The organism is Kineococcus aridisoli (genome assembly GCF_050871885.1).
In the GTDB taxonomy this organism is placed as follows: Bacteria; Actinomycetota; Actinomycetes; order Actinomycetales; family Kineococcaceae; genus Kineococcus.
This window is the reverse complement of the sequence record NZ_JBJLSF010000108.1, coordinates 1-14,719: the sequence shown is the minus strand read 5'-3', so window position 1 is coordinate 14,719 and position 14,719 is coordinate 1. Positions and strand designations below refer to the sequence as shown.

General features: G+C 75.3%; 15 protein-coding genes. 13 read left to right on the top strand and 2 right to left on the bottom strand.

What is annotated here, in order from left to right; translation table 11 throughout:
* Positions 1 to 35: 35 nt before the first annotated feature.
* Complete coding sequence (locus tag ACRYM2_RS20810) at positions 36 to 572, bottom strand: NUDIX domain-containing protein (RefSeq protein WP_432524347.1); 537 nt, start codon at positions 570 to 572, stop codon at positions 36 to 38.
* A 140-nt stretch (positions 573 to 712) separates the two neighbouring features.
* Here ACRYM2_RS20810 and ACRYM2_RS20805 point away from each other — a divergent pair, with 140 nt between their 5' ends.
* From ACRYM2_RS20805 to ACRYM2_RS20760, 10 genes are all read left to right on the top strand, one after another.
* Positions 713 to 2,116, top strand: a complete 1,404-nt coding sequence (locus tag ACRYM2_RS20805; protein WP_432524345.1) for an efflux RND transporter periplasmic adaptor subunit — start codon at positions 713 to 715, stop codon at positions 2,114 to 2,116.
* Positions 2,113 to 3,000, top strand: a complete 888-nt coding sequence (locus ACRYM2_RS20800; RefSeq protein ID WP_432524343.1) for an ABC transporter ATP-binding protein — start codon at positions 2,113 to 2,115, stop codon at positions 2,998 to 3,000. The genes ACRYM2_RS20805 and ACRYM2_RS20800 overlap by 4 nt, the downstream gene beginning before the upstream one ends.
* On the top strand, positions 2,997 to 4,193 hold the full coding sequence (locus ACRYM2_RS20795) for an ABC transporter permease (RefSeq protein ID WP_432524342.1): 1,197 nt from the start codon (positions 2,997 to 2,999) through the stop codon (positions 4,191 to 4,193). Before ACRYM2_RS20800 ends, ACRYM2_RS20795 begins: the two co-directional genes overlap by 4 nt.
* 42 nt (positions 4,194 to 4,235) lie before the next feature.
* On the top strand, positions 4,236 to 5,825 hold the full coding sequence (gene dop, locus ACRYM2_RS20790; RefSeq protein WP_432524341.1) for a depupylase/deamidase Dop: 1,590 nt from the start codon (positions 4,236 to 4,238) through the stop codon (positions 5,823 to 5,825).
* A gap of 103 nt (positions 5,826 to 5,928) precedes the next feature.
* On the top strand, positions 5,929 to 6,126 hold the full coding sequence (locus tag ACRYM2_RS20785; RefSeq protein ID WP_432524339.1) for a ubiquitin-like protein Pup: 198 nt from the start codon (positions 5,929 to 5,931) through the stop codon (positions 6,124 to 6,126).
* A gap of 57 nt (positions 6,127 to 6,183) precedes the next feature.
* On the top strand, positions 6,184 to 7,095 hold the full coding sequence (prcB, locus tag ACRYM2_RS20780; RefSeq protein ID WP_432524338.1) for a proteasome subunit beta: 912 nt from the start codon (positions 6,184 to 6,186) through the stop codon (positions 7,093 to 7,095).
* A 3-nt stretch (positions 7,096 to 7,098) separates the two neighbouring features.
* Positions 7,099 to 7,872 carry a proteasome subunit alpha gene (prcA, locus tag ACRYM2_RS20775; protein WP_432524336.1) on the top strand — a complete coding sequence of 258 codons (774 nt, stop codon included), beginning with the start codon at positions 7,099 to 7,101 and terminating at the stop codon, positions 7,870 to 7,872.
* 97 nt (positions 7,873 to 7,969) lie between these two features.
* Positions 7,970 to 9,331 carry a Pup--protein ligase gene (gene pafA / locus ACRYM2_RS20770; RefSeq protein WP_432524334.1) on the top strand — a complete coding sequence of 454 codons (1,362 nt, stop codon included), beginning with the start codon at positions 7,970 to 7,972 and terminating at the stop codon, positions 9,329 to 9,331.
* Positions 9,332 to 9,404: 73 nt separating this feature from the next.
* Positions 9,405 to 10,400, top strand: coding sequence for an FKBP-type peptidyl-prolyl cis-trans isomerase (locus ACRYM2_RS20765; protein WP_432524333.1), 996 nt, complete (start codon positions 9,405 to 9,407; stop codon positions 10,398 to 10,400).
* A 53-nt stretch (positions 10,401 to 10,453) separates the two neighbouring features.
* The gene (locus ACRYM2_RS20760; RefSeq protein WP_432524332.1) at positions 10,454 to 10,831 is read left to right on the top strand and encodes an FKBP-type peptidyl-prolyl cis-trans isomerase; all 378 of its coding nucleotides are present in this window, start codon (positions 10,454 to 10,456) and stop codon (positions 10,829 to 10,831) included.
* Positions 10,832 to 10,903: 72 nt separating this feature from the next.
* Here ACRYM2_RS20760 and ACRYM2_RS20755 read toward each other — a convergent pair whose 3' ends face one another.
* Entirely contained in the window at positions 10,904 to 12,025 is a 1,122-nt protein-coding gene (locus tag ACRYM2_RS20755) for a DUF3866 family protein (protein WP_432524331.1), read from the bottom strand.
* A gap of 56 nt (positions 12,026 to 12,081) precedes the next feature.
* Here ACRYM2_RS20755 and ACRYM2_RS20750 point away from each other — a divergent pair, with 56 nt between their 5' ends.
* The 3 genes from ACRYM2_RS20750 to ACRYM2_RS20740 all read left to right on the top strand — a co-directional run bounded on the left by ACRYM2_RS20750 (position 12,082) and on the right by ACRYM2_RS20740 (position 14,662).
* Positions 12,082 to 13,164 (top strand): helix-turn-helix transcriptional regulator, encoded by a 1,083-nt coding sequence (locus tag ACRYM2_RS20750; RefSeq protein WP_432524329.1) that lies wholly within the window; start codon positions 12,082 to 12,084, stop codon positions 13,162 to 13,164.
* A complete protein-coding gene (locus ACRYM2_RS20745) occupies positions 13,161 to 14,138 on the top strand; it encodes a helix-turn-helix transcriptional regulator (protein ID WP_432524328.1) in 978 nt (325 codons plus the stop codon). The genes ACRYM2_RS20750 and ACRYM2_RS20745 overlap by 4 nt, the downstream gene beginning before the upstream one ends.
* Positions 14,139 to 14,323: 185 nt before the next feature.
* Positions 14,324 to 14,662 (top strand): hypothetical protein, encoded by a 339-nt coding sequence (locus ACRYM2_RS20740; RefSeq protein ID WP_166615201.1) that lies wholly within the window; start codon positions 14,324 to 14,326, stop codon positions 14,660 to 14,662.
* Positions 14,663 to 14,719: the final 57 nt, after the last annotated feature.

Below are 14,719 nucleotides of genomic sequence, written 5' to 3'. Positions count from 1 at the left end.
GCCGGCCCGCGCAGCCGGCCCCGCCGCCCGCTCACTCACGCGCTCGCCGGCGGCGCCCCCGGGTCGTGCCACCAGCGCGGCCAGGCCTCCAGCAGCGCCCGGCTGTCCGGCACGAACGGCCAGGCGGGGTCGGCCAGCCGCTCGCGCAGCGCGGTCGCCGGCTCCCACCAGCCCTCGGCGACCTCCTCCGGCTGCAGGCGCAGCGGCGTGCCGTCCCACCACGCCTCGAACACGACGGCCAGGTAGTGGGTGGAGCCGTCGCGGTACCAGCGCCGCAGCACCGGGTGCAGCGGCGCGCGCACGCCCAGCTCCTCCTCCAGCTCGCGGGCCGCGGCCGCGGCGGGGTCCTCGCCCGCGCCGACCACCCCGCCGGCCAGGCAGTCGTGGGCGCCCGGGTTGACGTCCTTGACGTCGGTGCGCCGGTGCACGAAGACGCCACCGGCGCCGTCGCGCAGCAGGACGCCGGTCGCGGCGTGCGGCAGGTTGGCGGCGCGCACCCGCGCCCGGGTCGCGGTGCCGGTGACGCGGCCCGCCAGGTCGCCGGGTGCGTACAGGTCGACGAGTTCGCTCACCGGGCGCAGCGTAGGACTCACGCACGGCCACGGGTGGGGGACGGCGGGCGACGCGCGTGCGACCTGGGGTGGACGCGCGGGTGACCGGGGTCTCCCCTTCGTCGGATCCGCCGCGCCCGGCCAGCGCCTAGGGTTGCCGGGTGCGTCCCCCCCAGCCGACCCCGCGCCTGCGCGCCCCCCTGCGGGCGCTCGCCGCCGCCTGCGGCGCGACCCTGCTGCTGACCGCCGCCGGCTGCAGCTCCGAGGAGGAGCCGGAGATCACCACGCAGGCGGTCACCCGCGGGGACGTGCGCGAGGTCGTCGAGGCACCCGGCACCGTGCAGCCGCGCGCGTCCGCGGTGGTGAAGGCCCCCGCCGCGGGCACCGTGGCCACGCTGCAGGTCGGCGACGGGCAGGACGTGCAGGCCGGTCAGGTGCTCATGACCATCGACTCCCCGTCGGCGGTGGCCAACCTGGAGCAGGCGCGGCGGGCCGACGCCGAGGCCGCCGAGGGCGGTCCCTCGCAGTCCTCCGCGGTCAGCGCCTCGCAGCTGGAGCGCCAGCAGCGCAGGGCCCGCGCCGACGCCGAGGCCCGCTTCGCCCAGGCCGAGCAGCAGGCCCAGGCGATCCCCGACCCGGCCGCGCGGGCCGCCGCGCTGGCGGCGGTGCAGTCCTCGCGCACGCAGTACCAGCTGCTCTCGACGCAGACGCAGGCGCTGGTGGACCAGGTCAACGCCGGGCTCGGCAACGTCGACGCCGCCGTGGAGTCGCTCAGCCAGGCGCAGCGGGTGCAGACGCGGGCGGCCGTGCAGGCCGCGCAGGCCACCGTCGACGCGCTGACCGTGGTGGCCCCCATCGCCGGCAAGGTCTCCCTGGCCGCCACCGGCGGCGCGGGCTCGCCGGAGCTGCCGGCCGGGGCCGAGCAGCTGCTGGCCGGCAGCGGCGTGCAGCTGCCCGGCGGCGCGCTGGGCGGCTCCGAGGCCGGGGCGGCCGGTGCGCCGGTCATCGCCCAGGGCGCGGCCGTGGCCGCCGGCAGCACGCTGCTCAGCGTCGTCGACGCCTCGGTGCTGAGCCTGACGGCCGACGTCGACGAGACCGACGTGCTCACCGTGCGGCCGGGTGTCGGCGCGGACGTGAGCGTCGACGCCGTCGAGGGCGCCACCTACCGCGGCACGGTGACCAGCGTGGACCCCACCGCCAGGACCGGCGGCGGCGGCGCGGTCACCTACACCGTGCGGCTGAGCTACGACGGGGGCACCGCGGGCGACGGCACCCCCGCGGTGACGCCGCTGCCCGGCATGTCGGCGACCGTGGCGCTGGCCGTGCAGGAGGTCACCGGTGTCGTCGCGGTCCCCGCGGCGGCGGTCGTGCGCGCGGGCGCCGAGGGCGGCGACCCCGACTCGGACTCCGTCTGGGTCGTCGAGGACGGCCGGGCCGAGCGCCGCGAGGTGGCGGTCGGCGTGCGCGGGGAGCAGGTCGTGGAGATCACCCGGGGCCTGCGCGAGGGGGAGCGGGTCGTCACCGGGGGCGCCGGTGACGTCACCGAGGGGCAGCAGGTCCCGTGAGCCGGGAGCACCGCACCCCCGAGCACCTCACCGGGCACCTCACCGGGCACCTCACCGGGCACCGCGCCCAGCACCTCGCCGAGCGGCCCGCCGACGAGCGCACCCCGGCGATCGAGGTCGTCGACGTCACCCGCAGCTACGTCTTCGGCTCCACGACGGTGGACGCCCTGCGCGGGGTGAGCTTCCGCATCGACGAGGGGGAGTACACCGCGATCATCGGGCCCAGCGGTTCGGGCAAGTCCACGCTCATGCACCTGCTGGGCTGCCTGGACCGGCCCACCTCCGGGCGCCTGCGCGTCGGCGGCCGCGACATCGGCGAGCTGTCCGACGCCGAGCTGGCCCAGCTGCGCAACCGCGAGATCGGCTTCGTCTTCCAGGCCTTCCAGCTGCTGCCGCGCTCCACCGCCGTCGACAACGTGGCGCTGCCGCTGCTGTACCGGGGCGTCGGCGTGGCCGAGCGGCGCGAGCGCGCGGCCGCGGCGCTGCGCGCGGTGAACCTGGGCCACCGCCTCACCCACCGCCCCACCCAGATGTCCGGCGGCGAGCAGCAGCGGGTCGCGATCGCGCGCGCCCTGGTGGGCGAGCCGCGGATCCTGCTGGCCGACGAGCCCACGGGCAACCTGGACTCCAAGAACGGCGCGGAGGTCATGCGCATCCTCGAGGAGCTCCACGGCGAGCGCGGGGTGGCCGTCGTCCTGGTCACCCACGACGACGAGGTGGCCGCCCGCGCGCACCGGCAGGTGCGGGTGCGCGACGGCCTCGTCGAGCGCGACAGCGCCGCCCCCGCGCCCCGCGCCGGCGGCGGCGCAGCCGACGCCGCCGACGCAGCCGACGCCGCCGATGACGTCGACGCCGCCGACGCCGTGCGGAGGCTGGGCGCGTGAAGGGTCTGGAGGCCTTCCGCGTCGCGGTGGACGCCCTGCGGGGCAACCGGCTGCGCAGCCTGCTGACGATGCTGGGCATCATCATCGGCATCGCCGCGGTCATCGTCGTCGTCTCGATCGGCTCCGGCGCCCGCCAGCAGATCCAGTCCCAGGTCGAGGGCCTGGGCTCCAACCTCATCCTCGTGGTGCCCGGCCAGTTCGACACGAACAACCTGTCCTCGAACGCGCCGGCGACCTCGACGCTGCAGATCTCCGACGGCGAGCTGCTCGCCGACGTCGTCGGCGACCCGGCGGCGGTGACCGCCCGCGTCGGCTCCGGCGCGCAGGTGCGCGCGGGCACCGTCGAGCGCTTCACCACCGTGCAGGGCTCGGACCAGAACCTGCCGCAGGTCTTCGACCGGCCGGTGGCGGAGGGCTCGTACTTCACCGGCGCGGACGTCGACGCCCGCCGCCGCGTCGCCGTCCTCGGCTCGCGCACCGCGGAGCTGCTCTTCGCGGGCGCTGACCCGATCGGCCGGCAGGTGACGATCTCGGGCACCCGCTTCCGCGTCATCGGCGTGCTGGCCGAGCAGGGCGAGTCCTTCGGCGTCTCGCAGGACAACGAGGTCCACGTCCCCATCACCACCGCGCAGCGGTTGTTCGCCCTCGACCGCGTGGACGCCTTCGCGGTCAAGGCGCCCTCGGCGCAGTCCGTGCCGCAGCTGTCCGAGCAGCTGTGGCGGGCGCTGAAGGACGAGTACCCCGACCAGACGTTCAGCGCGGTCACCCAGACGCAGATCCTCGGCGTCATCGGGCAGATCCTCGGCCTGCTGACCGCCGTGCTGGCGGCCATCGCCGGCATCTCGCTGCTGGTGGGCGGGGTGGGGGTCTCCAACATCATGCTGGTGTCGGTGCGCGAGCGGACCCGCGAGATCGGCCTGCGCAAGGCGCTGGGCGCCCGCCAGCGCGACGTGCTCGTGCAGTTCCTCGTCGAGGCCGTGCTGCTCACCAGCGTCGGCGGCCTCATCGGGATCGTCCTGGGCGTGGCGGGCTCGCTGCTGGTGGACCGCCTGTCGCCGCTGCCGGCGGTCATCGAGTGGTGGAGCCCCGCCGTGGCGTTCGCGGTCTCGGCCGCCGTCGGCATCTTCTTCGGCGTCTTCCCCGCCCGGCGCGCCGGGCGCCTGGACCCCGTGGTGGCGCTGCGCACCGACTGAGGCGCCCGCGCCCGCCGCGCGGCGGGACCGTAGGGTCGCACCGTGACTGTGCGACGGGTGACCGGCCTGGAGACCGAGTACGGCATCTCGGTGCCGGGCGACCCCGGCGCCAACCCCATGCTGCTGTCCGCGCAGGTCGTCAACGCCTACGCCGCCCCCACCTCCGGCGCCCGCCCGCGCTGGGACTACGAGGACGAGGCGCCGCTGCGCGACGCGCGCGGCTTCGAGCTGGAGCGCTCCGAGGCGCACCCCTCGCAGCTGACCGACGCGCCCGGCCGGCGCGGCGGCGGTCGGCGGGCGGCGCCCAACGCCTCCGACGTCGCCACGGCCGAGGCCGAGGACCCGACGATGGCCAACGTCATCCTCACCAACGGCGCCCGCTTCTACGTCGACCACGCCCACCCCGAGTACTCCTCCCCGGAGGTGCTCACCCCGCGCGACGCGGTGCGCTGGGACAAGGCGGGGGAGCTGATCCTGCTGGAGGCGCTGCGGCGGGTGGCGGCCACCCCGGGCCTGGCACCGGTGACGATCTACAAGAACAACACCGACGGCAAGGGCGCCTCCTACGGCACCCACGAGAACTACCTCATGGACCGGGCCACGCCCTTCGGTGACGTCGTGCGCCACCTGGTCCCCTTCTTCGTCTCCCGGCAGGTCCTCACCGGTGCCGGGCGGGTCGGCATCGGCCAGGACTCCTCCCGGGCGGGCTTCCAGATCTCCCAGCGCGCCGACTTCTTCGAGGTCGAGGTCGGGCTGGAGACGACGATGAAGCGGCCGATCATCAACACCCGCGACGAGCCGCACGCCACCGTCGACCGCTACCGGCGCCTGCACGTCATCGTCGGCGACGCCACGATGTGCGAGGTCGCCACGCTGCTGAAGGTGGGCACCACCTCCCTGGTGCTGGCGATGCTGGAGGCCGGTGCCCTCGACGGCGGCCCGGCCGGGGACCTGTCGCCGGCCGAGCCGGTGCGCGCGCTGCACGAGGTCTCCCACGACCCGGGCCTGACGCAGCTGGTGCGGCTGCGCGACGGGCGGCGGATGACGGCCCTGCAGATGCAGCGCGCCTACCTGGAGGCGGCGCAGGCCTTCGTCGCCGACCGCCTCGGCGCCGACGCCGACGCCGACACCCTCGAGGTGCTGCAGCGCTGGGAGTCGGTGCTGACCAAGCTGGAGACCGACGTCCTCTCCGCCGCCCGCGAGGTCGACTGGGTCGCCAAGCTGCGGCTGCTGGAGGGCTACCGCTCCCGCGACGGGCTGGGCTGGGACAGCGCCCGCCTGCAGGCGGTCGACCTGCAGTGGTCCGACGTGCGCCCCGAGAAGGGGCTGTACCTCAAGCTCGCCGAGCGCGGGCAGGTGGAGCGGCTGCTGGAGCCGGACTCGGTGCGCCGCGCCGTCGAGCACCCCCCGGAGGACACCCGCGCCTACTTCCGCGGCGAGTGCCTGGCCCGCTACGGGCCGCGGGTGGCCGCCGCCAGCTGGGACTCGGTGATCTTCGACGTCGCCGGCCGCGGCGCGCTGCAGCGGGTGCCCACGCTGGAGCCGCTGCGCGGCACCCGCGAGCACGTGGGGGCCCTGCTGGACCGCTGCGCCACCGCCGAGGACCTGGTCGCCGCCCTCACCGGTGGGTGAGCCGCGGCGCAAAACCGCTCACGGCGGCGGGCGCGGGGTTAGTGTCGGGACCGAGCCGGGTCGCACGACCCGGCGCTGAGCGAGCCGTCAGGGGGACCAGCCGATGCCTGGACAGGAGCAGCAGCGCCCGAGCCGCCGCGAGGAGGAGGTCGAGGAGACCCCCGTCGTCCCCGCGCAGGCCAGCGCCGAGACCACCGAGGCGGACGCCGACGTCGACGCCCTCCTGGACGAGATCGACGAGGTGCTGGAGTCCAACTCCGAGGAGTTCGTGCGCGGCTTCGTGCAGAAGGGCGGCCAGTAGCCGACCCGCCCCGGCTCCCCCCGGCGCCCGTGGGGGGCGCCGGGTAGGGTCGCGACCGTGAGCAGCCACCTCCACGGCGACCCGAGCGGACGGCTCCCGGCAGCGTTCCTGCGGCCGGGGTCCTCCTCCTTCACCGACTTCGTGCGCGAGTACTCCCCGGACCTGCTGCCCTCCTCGCGGCGGCTGCCCGGCGGCGCCGCGAGCGGGATGCCCACCGGGGGACCGGGCGCGGGACAGCCCCCGCACGCCACGACCATCGTGGCGCTCGTCTTCGCCGACGGCGTCGTCATGGCCGGTGACCGCCGCGCCACCGCCGGGCCGATGATCGCCCAGCGCGACATCCAGAAGGTCTTCCAGACCGACGAGCACTCCTGCGCCGGCATCGCCGGCACCGCCGGGCTGGCCGTGGAGATGGTCCGGCTGTTCCAGGTCGAGCTGGAGCACTTCGAGAAGCTCGAAGGCGCCCTCATGTCCTTCGAGGGCAAGGCGAACCGCCTGTCGGCGATGATCCGCGGCAACCTGGGCATGGCGCTGCAGGGCCTGGCCGTCGTCCCGCTGTTCGCCGGCTACGACCTCGACGCCGGCCGCGGGCGCATCGTGGGCTACGACATCACCGGCGGGCGCAGCGAGGAGCACGACCACCACACCGTCGGCTCCGGCTCCCTCTTCGCCCGCGGTGCGCTGAAGAAGCTGTACCGCCCCGGCATGGACGAGGCCACCACGGTCCGCGTCGCGCTGGAGGCGCTGTGGGACGCCGCCGACGACGACTCCGCGACCGGCGGCCCCGACCTGCTGCGCAAGATCTGGCCGGTGGTGGCCGTGGTCACCGCCGACGGCTTCCGGCGGGTCGGCGACGACGAGCTGGAGCCCGTCGTCGAGGCCCTCGTCGCCGGCCGCCGCGGCAACCCCGGCGGCAACCCCGGCATCACCGGCGCGAGCGCCGGGACCCAGCAGAGCCAGGAGGCCTGAGCCGTGAGCGTGCCGTTCTACGTCTCGCCCGAGCAGTTGATGAAGGACAAGGCGGACTACGCCCGCAAGGGCATCGCCCGCGGGCGCGCCGTCGTGGTCGTCGCCCACGCGGGCGGCATCGCCTTCGTCTCCGAGAACGCCTCCCGGGCGCTGCACAAGATCTCCGAGATCTACGACCGCGTCGCCTTCGCCGCCGTCGGCAAGTACAACGAGTTCGAGAACCTGCGCGTGGCCGGGGTGCGCTACGCCGACGTGCGCGGCTACTCCTACGACCGCAGCGACGTCACCGCCCGCGGCCTGGCCAACGCCTACGCCCAGACGCTCGGGGCGATCTTCACCACCGAGTCCAAGCCGTACGAGGTCGAGCTCGTCGTCGCCGAGGTCGGCCGCACCCCCGAGAGCGACCAGATCTACCGCCTCACCTACGACGGCTCCGTCGCCGACGAGCACGGCTACGTCGCGATGGGCGGCTCCGCCGAGCAGATCACCGCCAAGCTCGCCGACCGCTGGCACCCGGGGCTGTCCCTGGAGCAGGCCCTGCGCCTGGCCGTGGAGGCGCTGGGCTCCGACGCGGCCGCCGAGGCCGCCGGCGGCGGGCCGCGCGCCATCGCCCCCGACCAGCTCGAGGTCGCCGTGCTGGACCGCGCCCGCGAGCGCCGCACCTTCCGCCGCCTGGGCGCCGGCACCCTCGCCCAGCTGCTCGCCGCCCCCGAGGCGGCCGCCGCGCCGGCCGCCGGCGAGCAGCAGCCGGGACCGGACACCCCGCCGGAGCGCTGAGCCGCGGGCGCGCCGCTGCCCCGGCACCGGCGCGCCACCGGCCCGACATGACGCGTTTCACTGCGCCGCAGGAGGCGCCAGTGCCTATGGTGGAGCAATGGATCGCCGGATCTTCGGGCTGGAAACCGAGTTCGGCGTCACCTGTGCTTTCGAGGGGCAGCGCAAGCTGTCCCCGGACGAGGTGGCCCGGTACTTGTTCCGCAAGGTCGTCTCGTGGGGACGGTCGAGCAACGTGTTCCTCAAGAACGGGGCGCGCCTGTACCTCGACGTGGGCTCGCACCCCGAGTACGCCTCGCCCGAGTGCGACGACGTGCGCCAGCTGGTCGTCCACGACCGGGCCGGCGAGCGCACCCTGGAGGGCCTGCTCACCGACGCAGAGCGGCGCCTGGAGGAGGAGGGCATCGCCGGGGAGGTCTTCCTCTTCAAGAACAACACCGACTCCGCGGGCAACTCCTACGGCTGCCACGAGAACTACCTCGTCTCCCGGCACGGGGAGTTCGGCCGCCTCTCGGACGTGCTCATCCCCTTCCTGGTCAGCCGCCAGCTGATCGTCGGCGCCGGCAAGGTCGTCCAGACGCCCCGCGGGGCCGCGTTCTCCCTCTCCCAGCGCGCCGACCACATCTGGGAGGGCGTCTCCAGCGCCACCACCCGCAGCCGGCCCATCATCAACACCCGCGACGAGCCGCACGCCGACGCCGAGCGCTACCGCCGCCTGCACGTGATCGTCGGCGACTCCAACATGTCCGAGACGACGACGATGCTCAAGCTCGGCGCCACCGACCTCGTCCTGCGGATGGTCGAGGAGGGCGTGCCGCTGCGCGAGATGACGATGGAGAACCCGATCCGGGCCATCCGCGAGATCAGCCACGACACCACCGGCCGCAAGCCGGTGCGCCTGGCCAACGGCCGCGAGGCCAGCGCCCTGGAGATCCAGGAGGAGTACCTGGAGCGGGCCAAGGAGTTCGTCGAGGACCGCGGGCTGCAGACGCCCACGGTCAAGCGCGTGCTGGACCTGTGGGAGCGGGCGCTGCGCGCGGTGGCCACCCAGGACTTCTCCCTGGTCGACCGCGAGGTCGACTGGGTCATCAAGAAGAAGCTCCTGGAGCGCTACATGGCCAAGCACGACCTGCCTCTGACCTCCCCGCGCATCGCGCGCCTGGACCTGGCCTACCACGACATCCACCGCAAGCGGGGGCTGCACTACATGCTCGCCGCGCGCGGGATGGCCGAGCGCGTCTGCTCCGACATCGAGGTCTTCGAGGCGCTGAGCGTGCCGCCGCAGACGACCCGGGCCAAGCTGCGCGGCGACTTCGTGCGCGCCGCGCAGGAGAAGCGCCGCGACTTCACCGTCGACTGGGTGCACCTGAAGCTCAACGACCAGGCCCAGCGCACGGTGCTGTGCAAGGACCCGTTCAAGGCCGTCGACGACCGGGTGGAGCGGCTCATCGACAGCATGTGACGGTCGGGCGGCCCGCGCACAGGATGCCCGGTTAGGGTGGGGAAGTTCGACCCGACGAGATGTGAGGACTTCCGTGCGCCGCCGTACCGCCGTCCTGTCCGCCTCCGCCGCCCTGGCGGTGTCCCTGGTGCTGGGCGCCTGCGCGTCCGAGCAGGACACCCCCAGCGCGGCCGAGCAGAGCGCGTCGGCGTCCGCCTCCGCCGCGACCATCGAGCCCGCCGCCACCGACGACGCCCTGGCCGTCACGGTCACCGGTGAGGTGAACCCGACCGTGAAGCCGACGGTGCAGGTCGCGGCACCGCTGGAGGTCACCGAGACCACCCGCAAGGTCGTCGCCCCCGGCAGCGGTGCCGAGGTGGCGGCCACCGACGAGGTCCAGTTCGCCTACGCGCTCTACGCCGGCTCCACCGGCGAGGAGCTGGACTCCAGCTACGGGAAGACGGACTCCCGCTTCGAGCTGGCCAACATCACCAAGGGCCTGGCCCGCGGCTTCGTCGGCTCCCACGTCGGCGACCGCCTCGTCATCGCCATCGCCCCCGACGACGGCTTCGGCGAGGCCGTGACCCAGTTCGGCAAGGAGGGCGTCGACGCGCAGACCACGATCGTCGTCGTCGCCGACGTCGTGCGCATCGTCCCCGCGATGGCCGAGGGCACCCCGGTCACCCCGCCCGCCGACCTGCCGACGGTCACGACCGACGAGAAGGGCGTGCCCACGGGCTTCACGATCACCGACCGGACGCCGCCGGCGCAGACCGTGGCGCAGCCGCTGATCCAGGGCACCGGCCCGGCCGTCACCAGCGGCCAGAACCTCAAGGTGCAGTACCTCGGCGCCCGCCTGGAGGACGGCAGCGTCTTCGACCAGTCCTGGTCGCGCGGCGAGCCGTTCGAGTTCGTCATCGGCCAGGGCAACGTCATCAAGGGCTGGGACAGCGGCCTGGTGGGCCAGGCCGTCGGCAGCCGGGTGCTGCTCGTGATCCCCGGGGCCGAGGCGTACGGTGACCAGCCGGCGAGCCCGCAGCAGCCCGCGGGCACGCTCGTGTTCGTCGTCGACGTCCTCGACGCGTACTGACCCGCTCCACCGACTCGACCGACCCGATCGACCCGATCCCCGGAGGACCCCCCGTGACCGACCGCACCAAGCCCGAGATCGACTTCCCCGAGGGCCAGCCGCCGGCCGACCTGGAGATCACCGACGAGATCGTCGGCGACGGCGCCGAGGCCACCCCCGGGCGCACCGTCAGCGCGCACTACGTCGGCGTGGCCTTCAGCACCGGCGAGGAGTTCGACTCCTCCTGGAACCGCGGTCAGCCGCTGGACTTCCCCCTGGGCGCCGGCATGGTCATCCAGGGCTGGGACCGCGGCATCGCCGGCATGAAGGTCGGCGGCCGGCGCAAGCTCGTCATCCCGCCGCACCTGGGCTACGGCGACCGCGGCGCCGGCGGCGCCATCAAGGGCGGCGAGACCCTGATCTTCGTCGTCGACCTCGTCGACGTGAAGTGAGCTGACCCACCGCTGACCGGCCCCGCGGTGGTGGTCCCCCGCGGGGGGCCGCCGCCGCGGGGCCGTCGTGCGTCAGGCGGGGGTGCCCGCGCCGAGCAGGCGGGCCGCGTGGCGGCCGGCGGCGGCGGCCAGCAGGAAGCCGGCCCGGTCGGCCTCCAGGCCCCGGCCCATCGTCGACAGCCGCACCGGGCTGGTCGCCAGCGCCGCGTCCAGGCCCTCCCGCGGCACCCGCACGTAGCGGTGCCGCCCCCCGCCGCCGGTGCACAGCCCGCGCGCCTGCGCGCGCACCCCGTCGTGGAAGTCGCCGGGGGCGTCGGTCACCACGACGTCGGCCGGTGCCAGCGCGACCCGCCCGACGGCGGTCAGGGAGTGGTGCGAGACGCCGCGGTGGCGCGGACGCGGATCGGCCTCGGAGACCCGCAGCGCCGCCACGGGCCGCCCGCCGAGGACGGCGGCGGCGTTGAGCGCCTCGCCGGCGGCGACGCCGGAGAACCCCCAGCGCGACCCGGTGCCGAGGTTGCCCGGCCCCTGGGCGACGACGACGACGTCGGCGCCCACGACGTGGCGGGCGGCCAGCAGCCCGGTGTGCACGGTCGCGGTCTCCAGGTCGCCGCCGAAGCTCTGGCCGGTGCTGATGCACGCGGCCAGCCAGCCCGCCTCGCGCAGCCCCGCCACGGCGCGGGAGAAGGCCGCCGGCAGAGCGCCGCCGTCGGTGAGCACGTACGCCACGCGGGCCCCGGGGGCGTCGGCGCGCACCCCGGCCACCACCGCGGGCAGCGCGGAGTGCAGGTCGGCCACGACGACGGGGGTGCCGGCGAGGTCGTCGGCGTCGGCGAGGACCTCGTGGTGGGGGGACTCCTGGTCGTCGGCGCCCAGCACCATCGTCTGCAACGGGGTGTAGCGGGCCTTGACGAGGTGGCCGGGGCCCGCGGGCGGGTCGGCGGGCAGCGCGTCGGGCAGCGCGACGACGAGGGCGTAGCCGCCGGTGCCCAGCCCGCGCGCCAGCGCCGAGGTGTTGAGCAGGACGCGGTCGCCGGGGCGGGGGGTGCCGACGAGGTCGGGGTGGGCCAGGGCCTTCACCTCGGCGCCCGCGTCGGCGCCCGCACCCCCGTCCAGGGTCGCGAGGAGCTCCACCGCCCCGGGCCAGCCGCCGGTGAGCCGCCGGACCGTGGCCGAGCGCCACCTGATCGTCACGCCCTGAGCGTACGAGGGGTTGCCCGCGGCGGTGGGTCGGGTAGCGTCCGATCACCATGACCTCTGCGACCAGCAGCAGCCCGGGCGGTGCCGCCGCCGCCGCCCGCGGCGCGCGGCGCACCGAGCGGCTGCTCAACCTCGTCATCGCCCTGTCGGCCACCCGTCGCTGGCTGACGAAGGAGCAGATCCGCACCGCGGTGCCGCAGTACGCCGACTGCGCGACGACGACGGCCTTCGAGCGCATGTTCGAGCGCGACAAGGAGGACCTGCGCGAGCTCGGCGTGCCGCTGGAGACCGGCGGCGAGGACCCGCTGTTCGAGGACGAGGCCGGCTACCGCATCGACCGCGACGCGTACGCGCTGCCGGAGATCCGCTTCACCCCGGGGGAGCTGGCGGTGCTGTCGCTGGCCAGCCGGGTGTGGCAGCAGGCGAGCCTGGCGGGCCCGGCGACGCGGGCGCTGGTGAAGCTGCGCAGCCTGGGCGTGGAGCCCGACGAGTCCTCGCTGGTGGGCCTGGAGCCGCGCGTGCGCACCAGCGAGCCGGCCTTCGACCCGCTGTACGCGGCCACGCGCGACCGCGCGCCGGTCTCCTTCACCTACCGCCGCGCCGGTGGCGAGCCCTCGGTGCGGCACGTGGAGCCCTGGGCGATCGTCAGCTGGCACGGGCGCTGGTACCTGGTGGGCCACGACCGCGACCGCGACGACTCGCGGGTCTTCCGGCTGTCGCGGGTGTCCTCGGCGGTCAAGCGCATCGGGCGCCCGGGCTCCTACCGGGTGCCCGAGGGCGTCGACCCGCGCGAGGTGGTGGCGGGCACGGTCGGGACGGTGCAGACGCGACCGGCGCGGCTGCTCGTGCGCTCGGGCGCCGGGCTGGCGCTGCGCCGGCGGGCGACGTCGGTGGAACCGGGGCCGGGCGCGGCGGGCGAGGGCGCGGGGGAGGACGTCGTGGTGGTGGACGTCAGCGACGTGGAGACGAGCGCGGACGAGATCGCGAGCTACGGCGCGGACGTCGTCGTCCTGGAGCCGCCGCAGCTGCGGGAGGCGGTCGTGCGCCGGCTGCGGGGCGCGGCGGGGCTGGGACCGGGACCGGGTGCGGGACCGGGTGCGGGACCGGTGCGGCAGCAGGGGGTGGGCGCGTGAGCGGGCGGGCGTCGACGGAGCGGCTGTCGCGGCTGCTGGCGATGGTGCCGTACCTGCTGACCCACCAGGGCATCCCGCTGGAGGAGGCGGCCGAGCACTTCGGCCTCAGCACCGACGACCTGGTGCACGACCTGGAGCTGCTGTTCGTGTGCGGCACGCCCGGGCACCTGCCGGACGACCTCATCGACGCGCAGTGGGACTCCGGTCGGGTGTACCTGTCCAACGCCGACCCCATCGCGCGGCCCGCGCGGCTGGCGGTCGACGAGGCGGTGGCGCTGCTGGTGGGGCTGCGCACCCTGGAGCAGGTGCCCGGTCTGCACGACCGCGAGGCCCTGGAGGGGGCCATGGCCAAGCTGTCGGCCGCCACGGGCGAGGCGGCGGCGACGGCCGGGGCGGTGGCCGTGGACGTGCGCACCGACGCCGAGAGCGCGGTCGTGCTGGAGGCCTGCCGGCGGGCGCTGCGCGAGAAGCGGCGCCTGCACCTGGCCTACCTGGTGCCCAGCCGCGACGAGCGCACCGAGCGCGACGTCGACCCCATGCGGCTGGTGAGCGTGGAGGGCCGCTGGTACCTGGAGGCGTGGTGCCACCGCGCCGAGGGGGTGCGGCTGTTCCGCATCGACCGCGTCGAGCGCGCCGAGGTGCTCGACGTCGACGGCACGCCCCCGCCGCAGGCGGTCTCGCGCGACGTGGGCACCGACCTGTTCACCGCGAGCCCGGACGACCTGGTGGTGACGCTGGACCTGGCCCCGCAGGCCTCCTGGGTCGTCGACTACTACCCGGTGGAGGCGGTGGAGCCGGCCGGCGAGGACGGCTGGGAGGAGGCCGCGCTGCGCGTGCGCCTGCGCACCGCGGACACCCGCTGGGTGCACCGGCTGCTGCTGCGGCTGGGCGCGGGGGCGCGCGTGGTGGACCCGCCGGAGCTCGCGGTGCAGGTGCGCGAGGGCGCCCTGGCGGCGCTGCAGCGGTACTCCTGAACCGCCGGGCGACCACCCGGACGCCCCGATCCGTGACCAGTAGTGACGAAGTGCAGGCACACAGTGACGGAGTGTGTCAACCTCGCCGGAAGAGGGCGTTCAAGGCATCGCGAGGACGTGCCGAAGCAGTGGTTGTCGGACGGCGGGAGCGCCGCCGGACCACACACGAACCGGAAGGTGCCACCATGACCACGATCAAGGCCTCCTGCCCCTGCTGCGGCGACGTCGAGCTCACGCCCAAGCAGGTCCGTCTCGTGGTCTGCTCGGCCAAGGAGCGCTCGTTCTACGCATTCGACTGCCCCAAGTGCACCGACGAGGTCCGCAAGCCGGCCGGCGAGGACGTCGTGGCCCTGCTCGTCTCCGGCGGTGTCGCCGTCGAGCGCTGGACCATCCCGGCCGAGGCCATGGAGGTCCACACCGGCTCCACCATCGCCTGGGACGACGTCCTCGACTTCGCCCTCGTGCTGGACTCCTGCGACGACCTGGCCTCGCTGGCCGGCCGCGGGATGCGCTCGGTGCGCTGACGCACCCGCCCGCACCGCCCGCACCGCCGGCACCGCCGACGCGGACCCGCCCACCCG

Bases quoted from the DNA above. Each gene is read 5' to 3' on its own strand.
- ACRYM2_RS20785 (WP_432524339.1), top strand. From the start codon at position 5,929: ATGCCTGGACAGGAGCAGCAGCGCCCGAGCCGCCGCGAGGAGGAGGTC.
- pafA (WP_432524334.1), top strand. From the start codon at position 7,970: ATGGATCGCCGGATCTTCGGGCTGGAAACCGAGTTCGGCGTCACCTGT.
- ACRYM2_RS20750 (WP_432524329.1), top strand. From the start codon at position 12,082: ATGACCTCTGCGACCAGCAGCAGCCCGGGCGGTGCCGCCGCCGCCGCC.
- ACRYM2_RS20740 (WP_166615201.1), top strand. From the start codon at position 14,324: ATGACCACGATCAAGGCCTCCTGCCCCTGCTGCGGCGACGTCGAGCTC.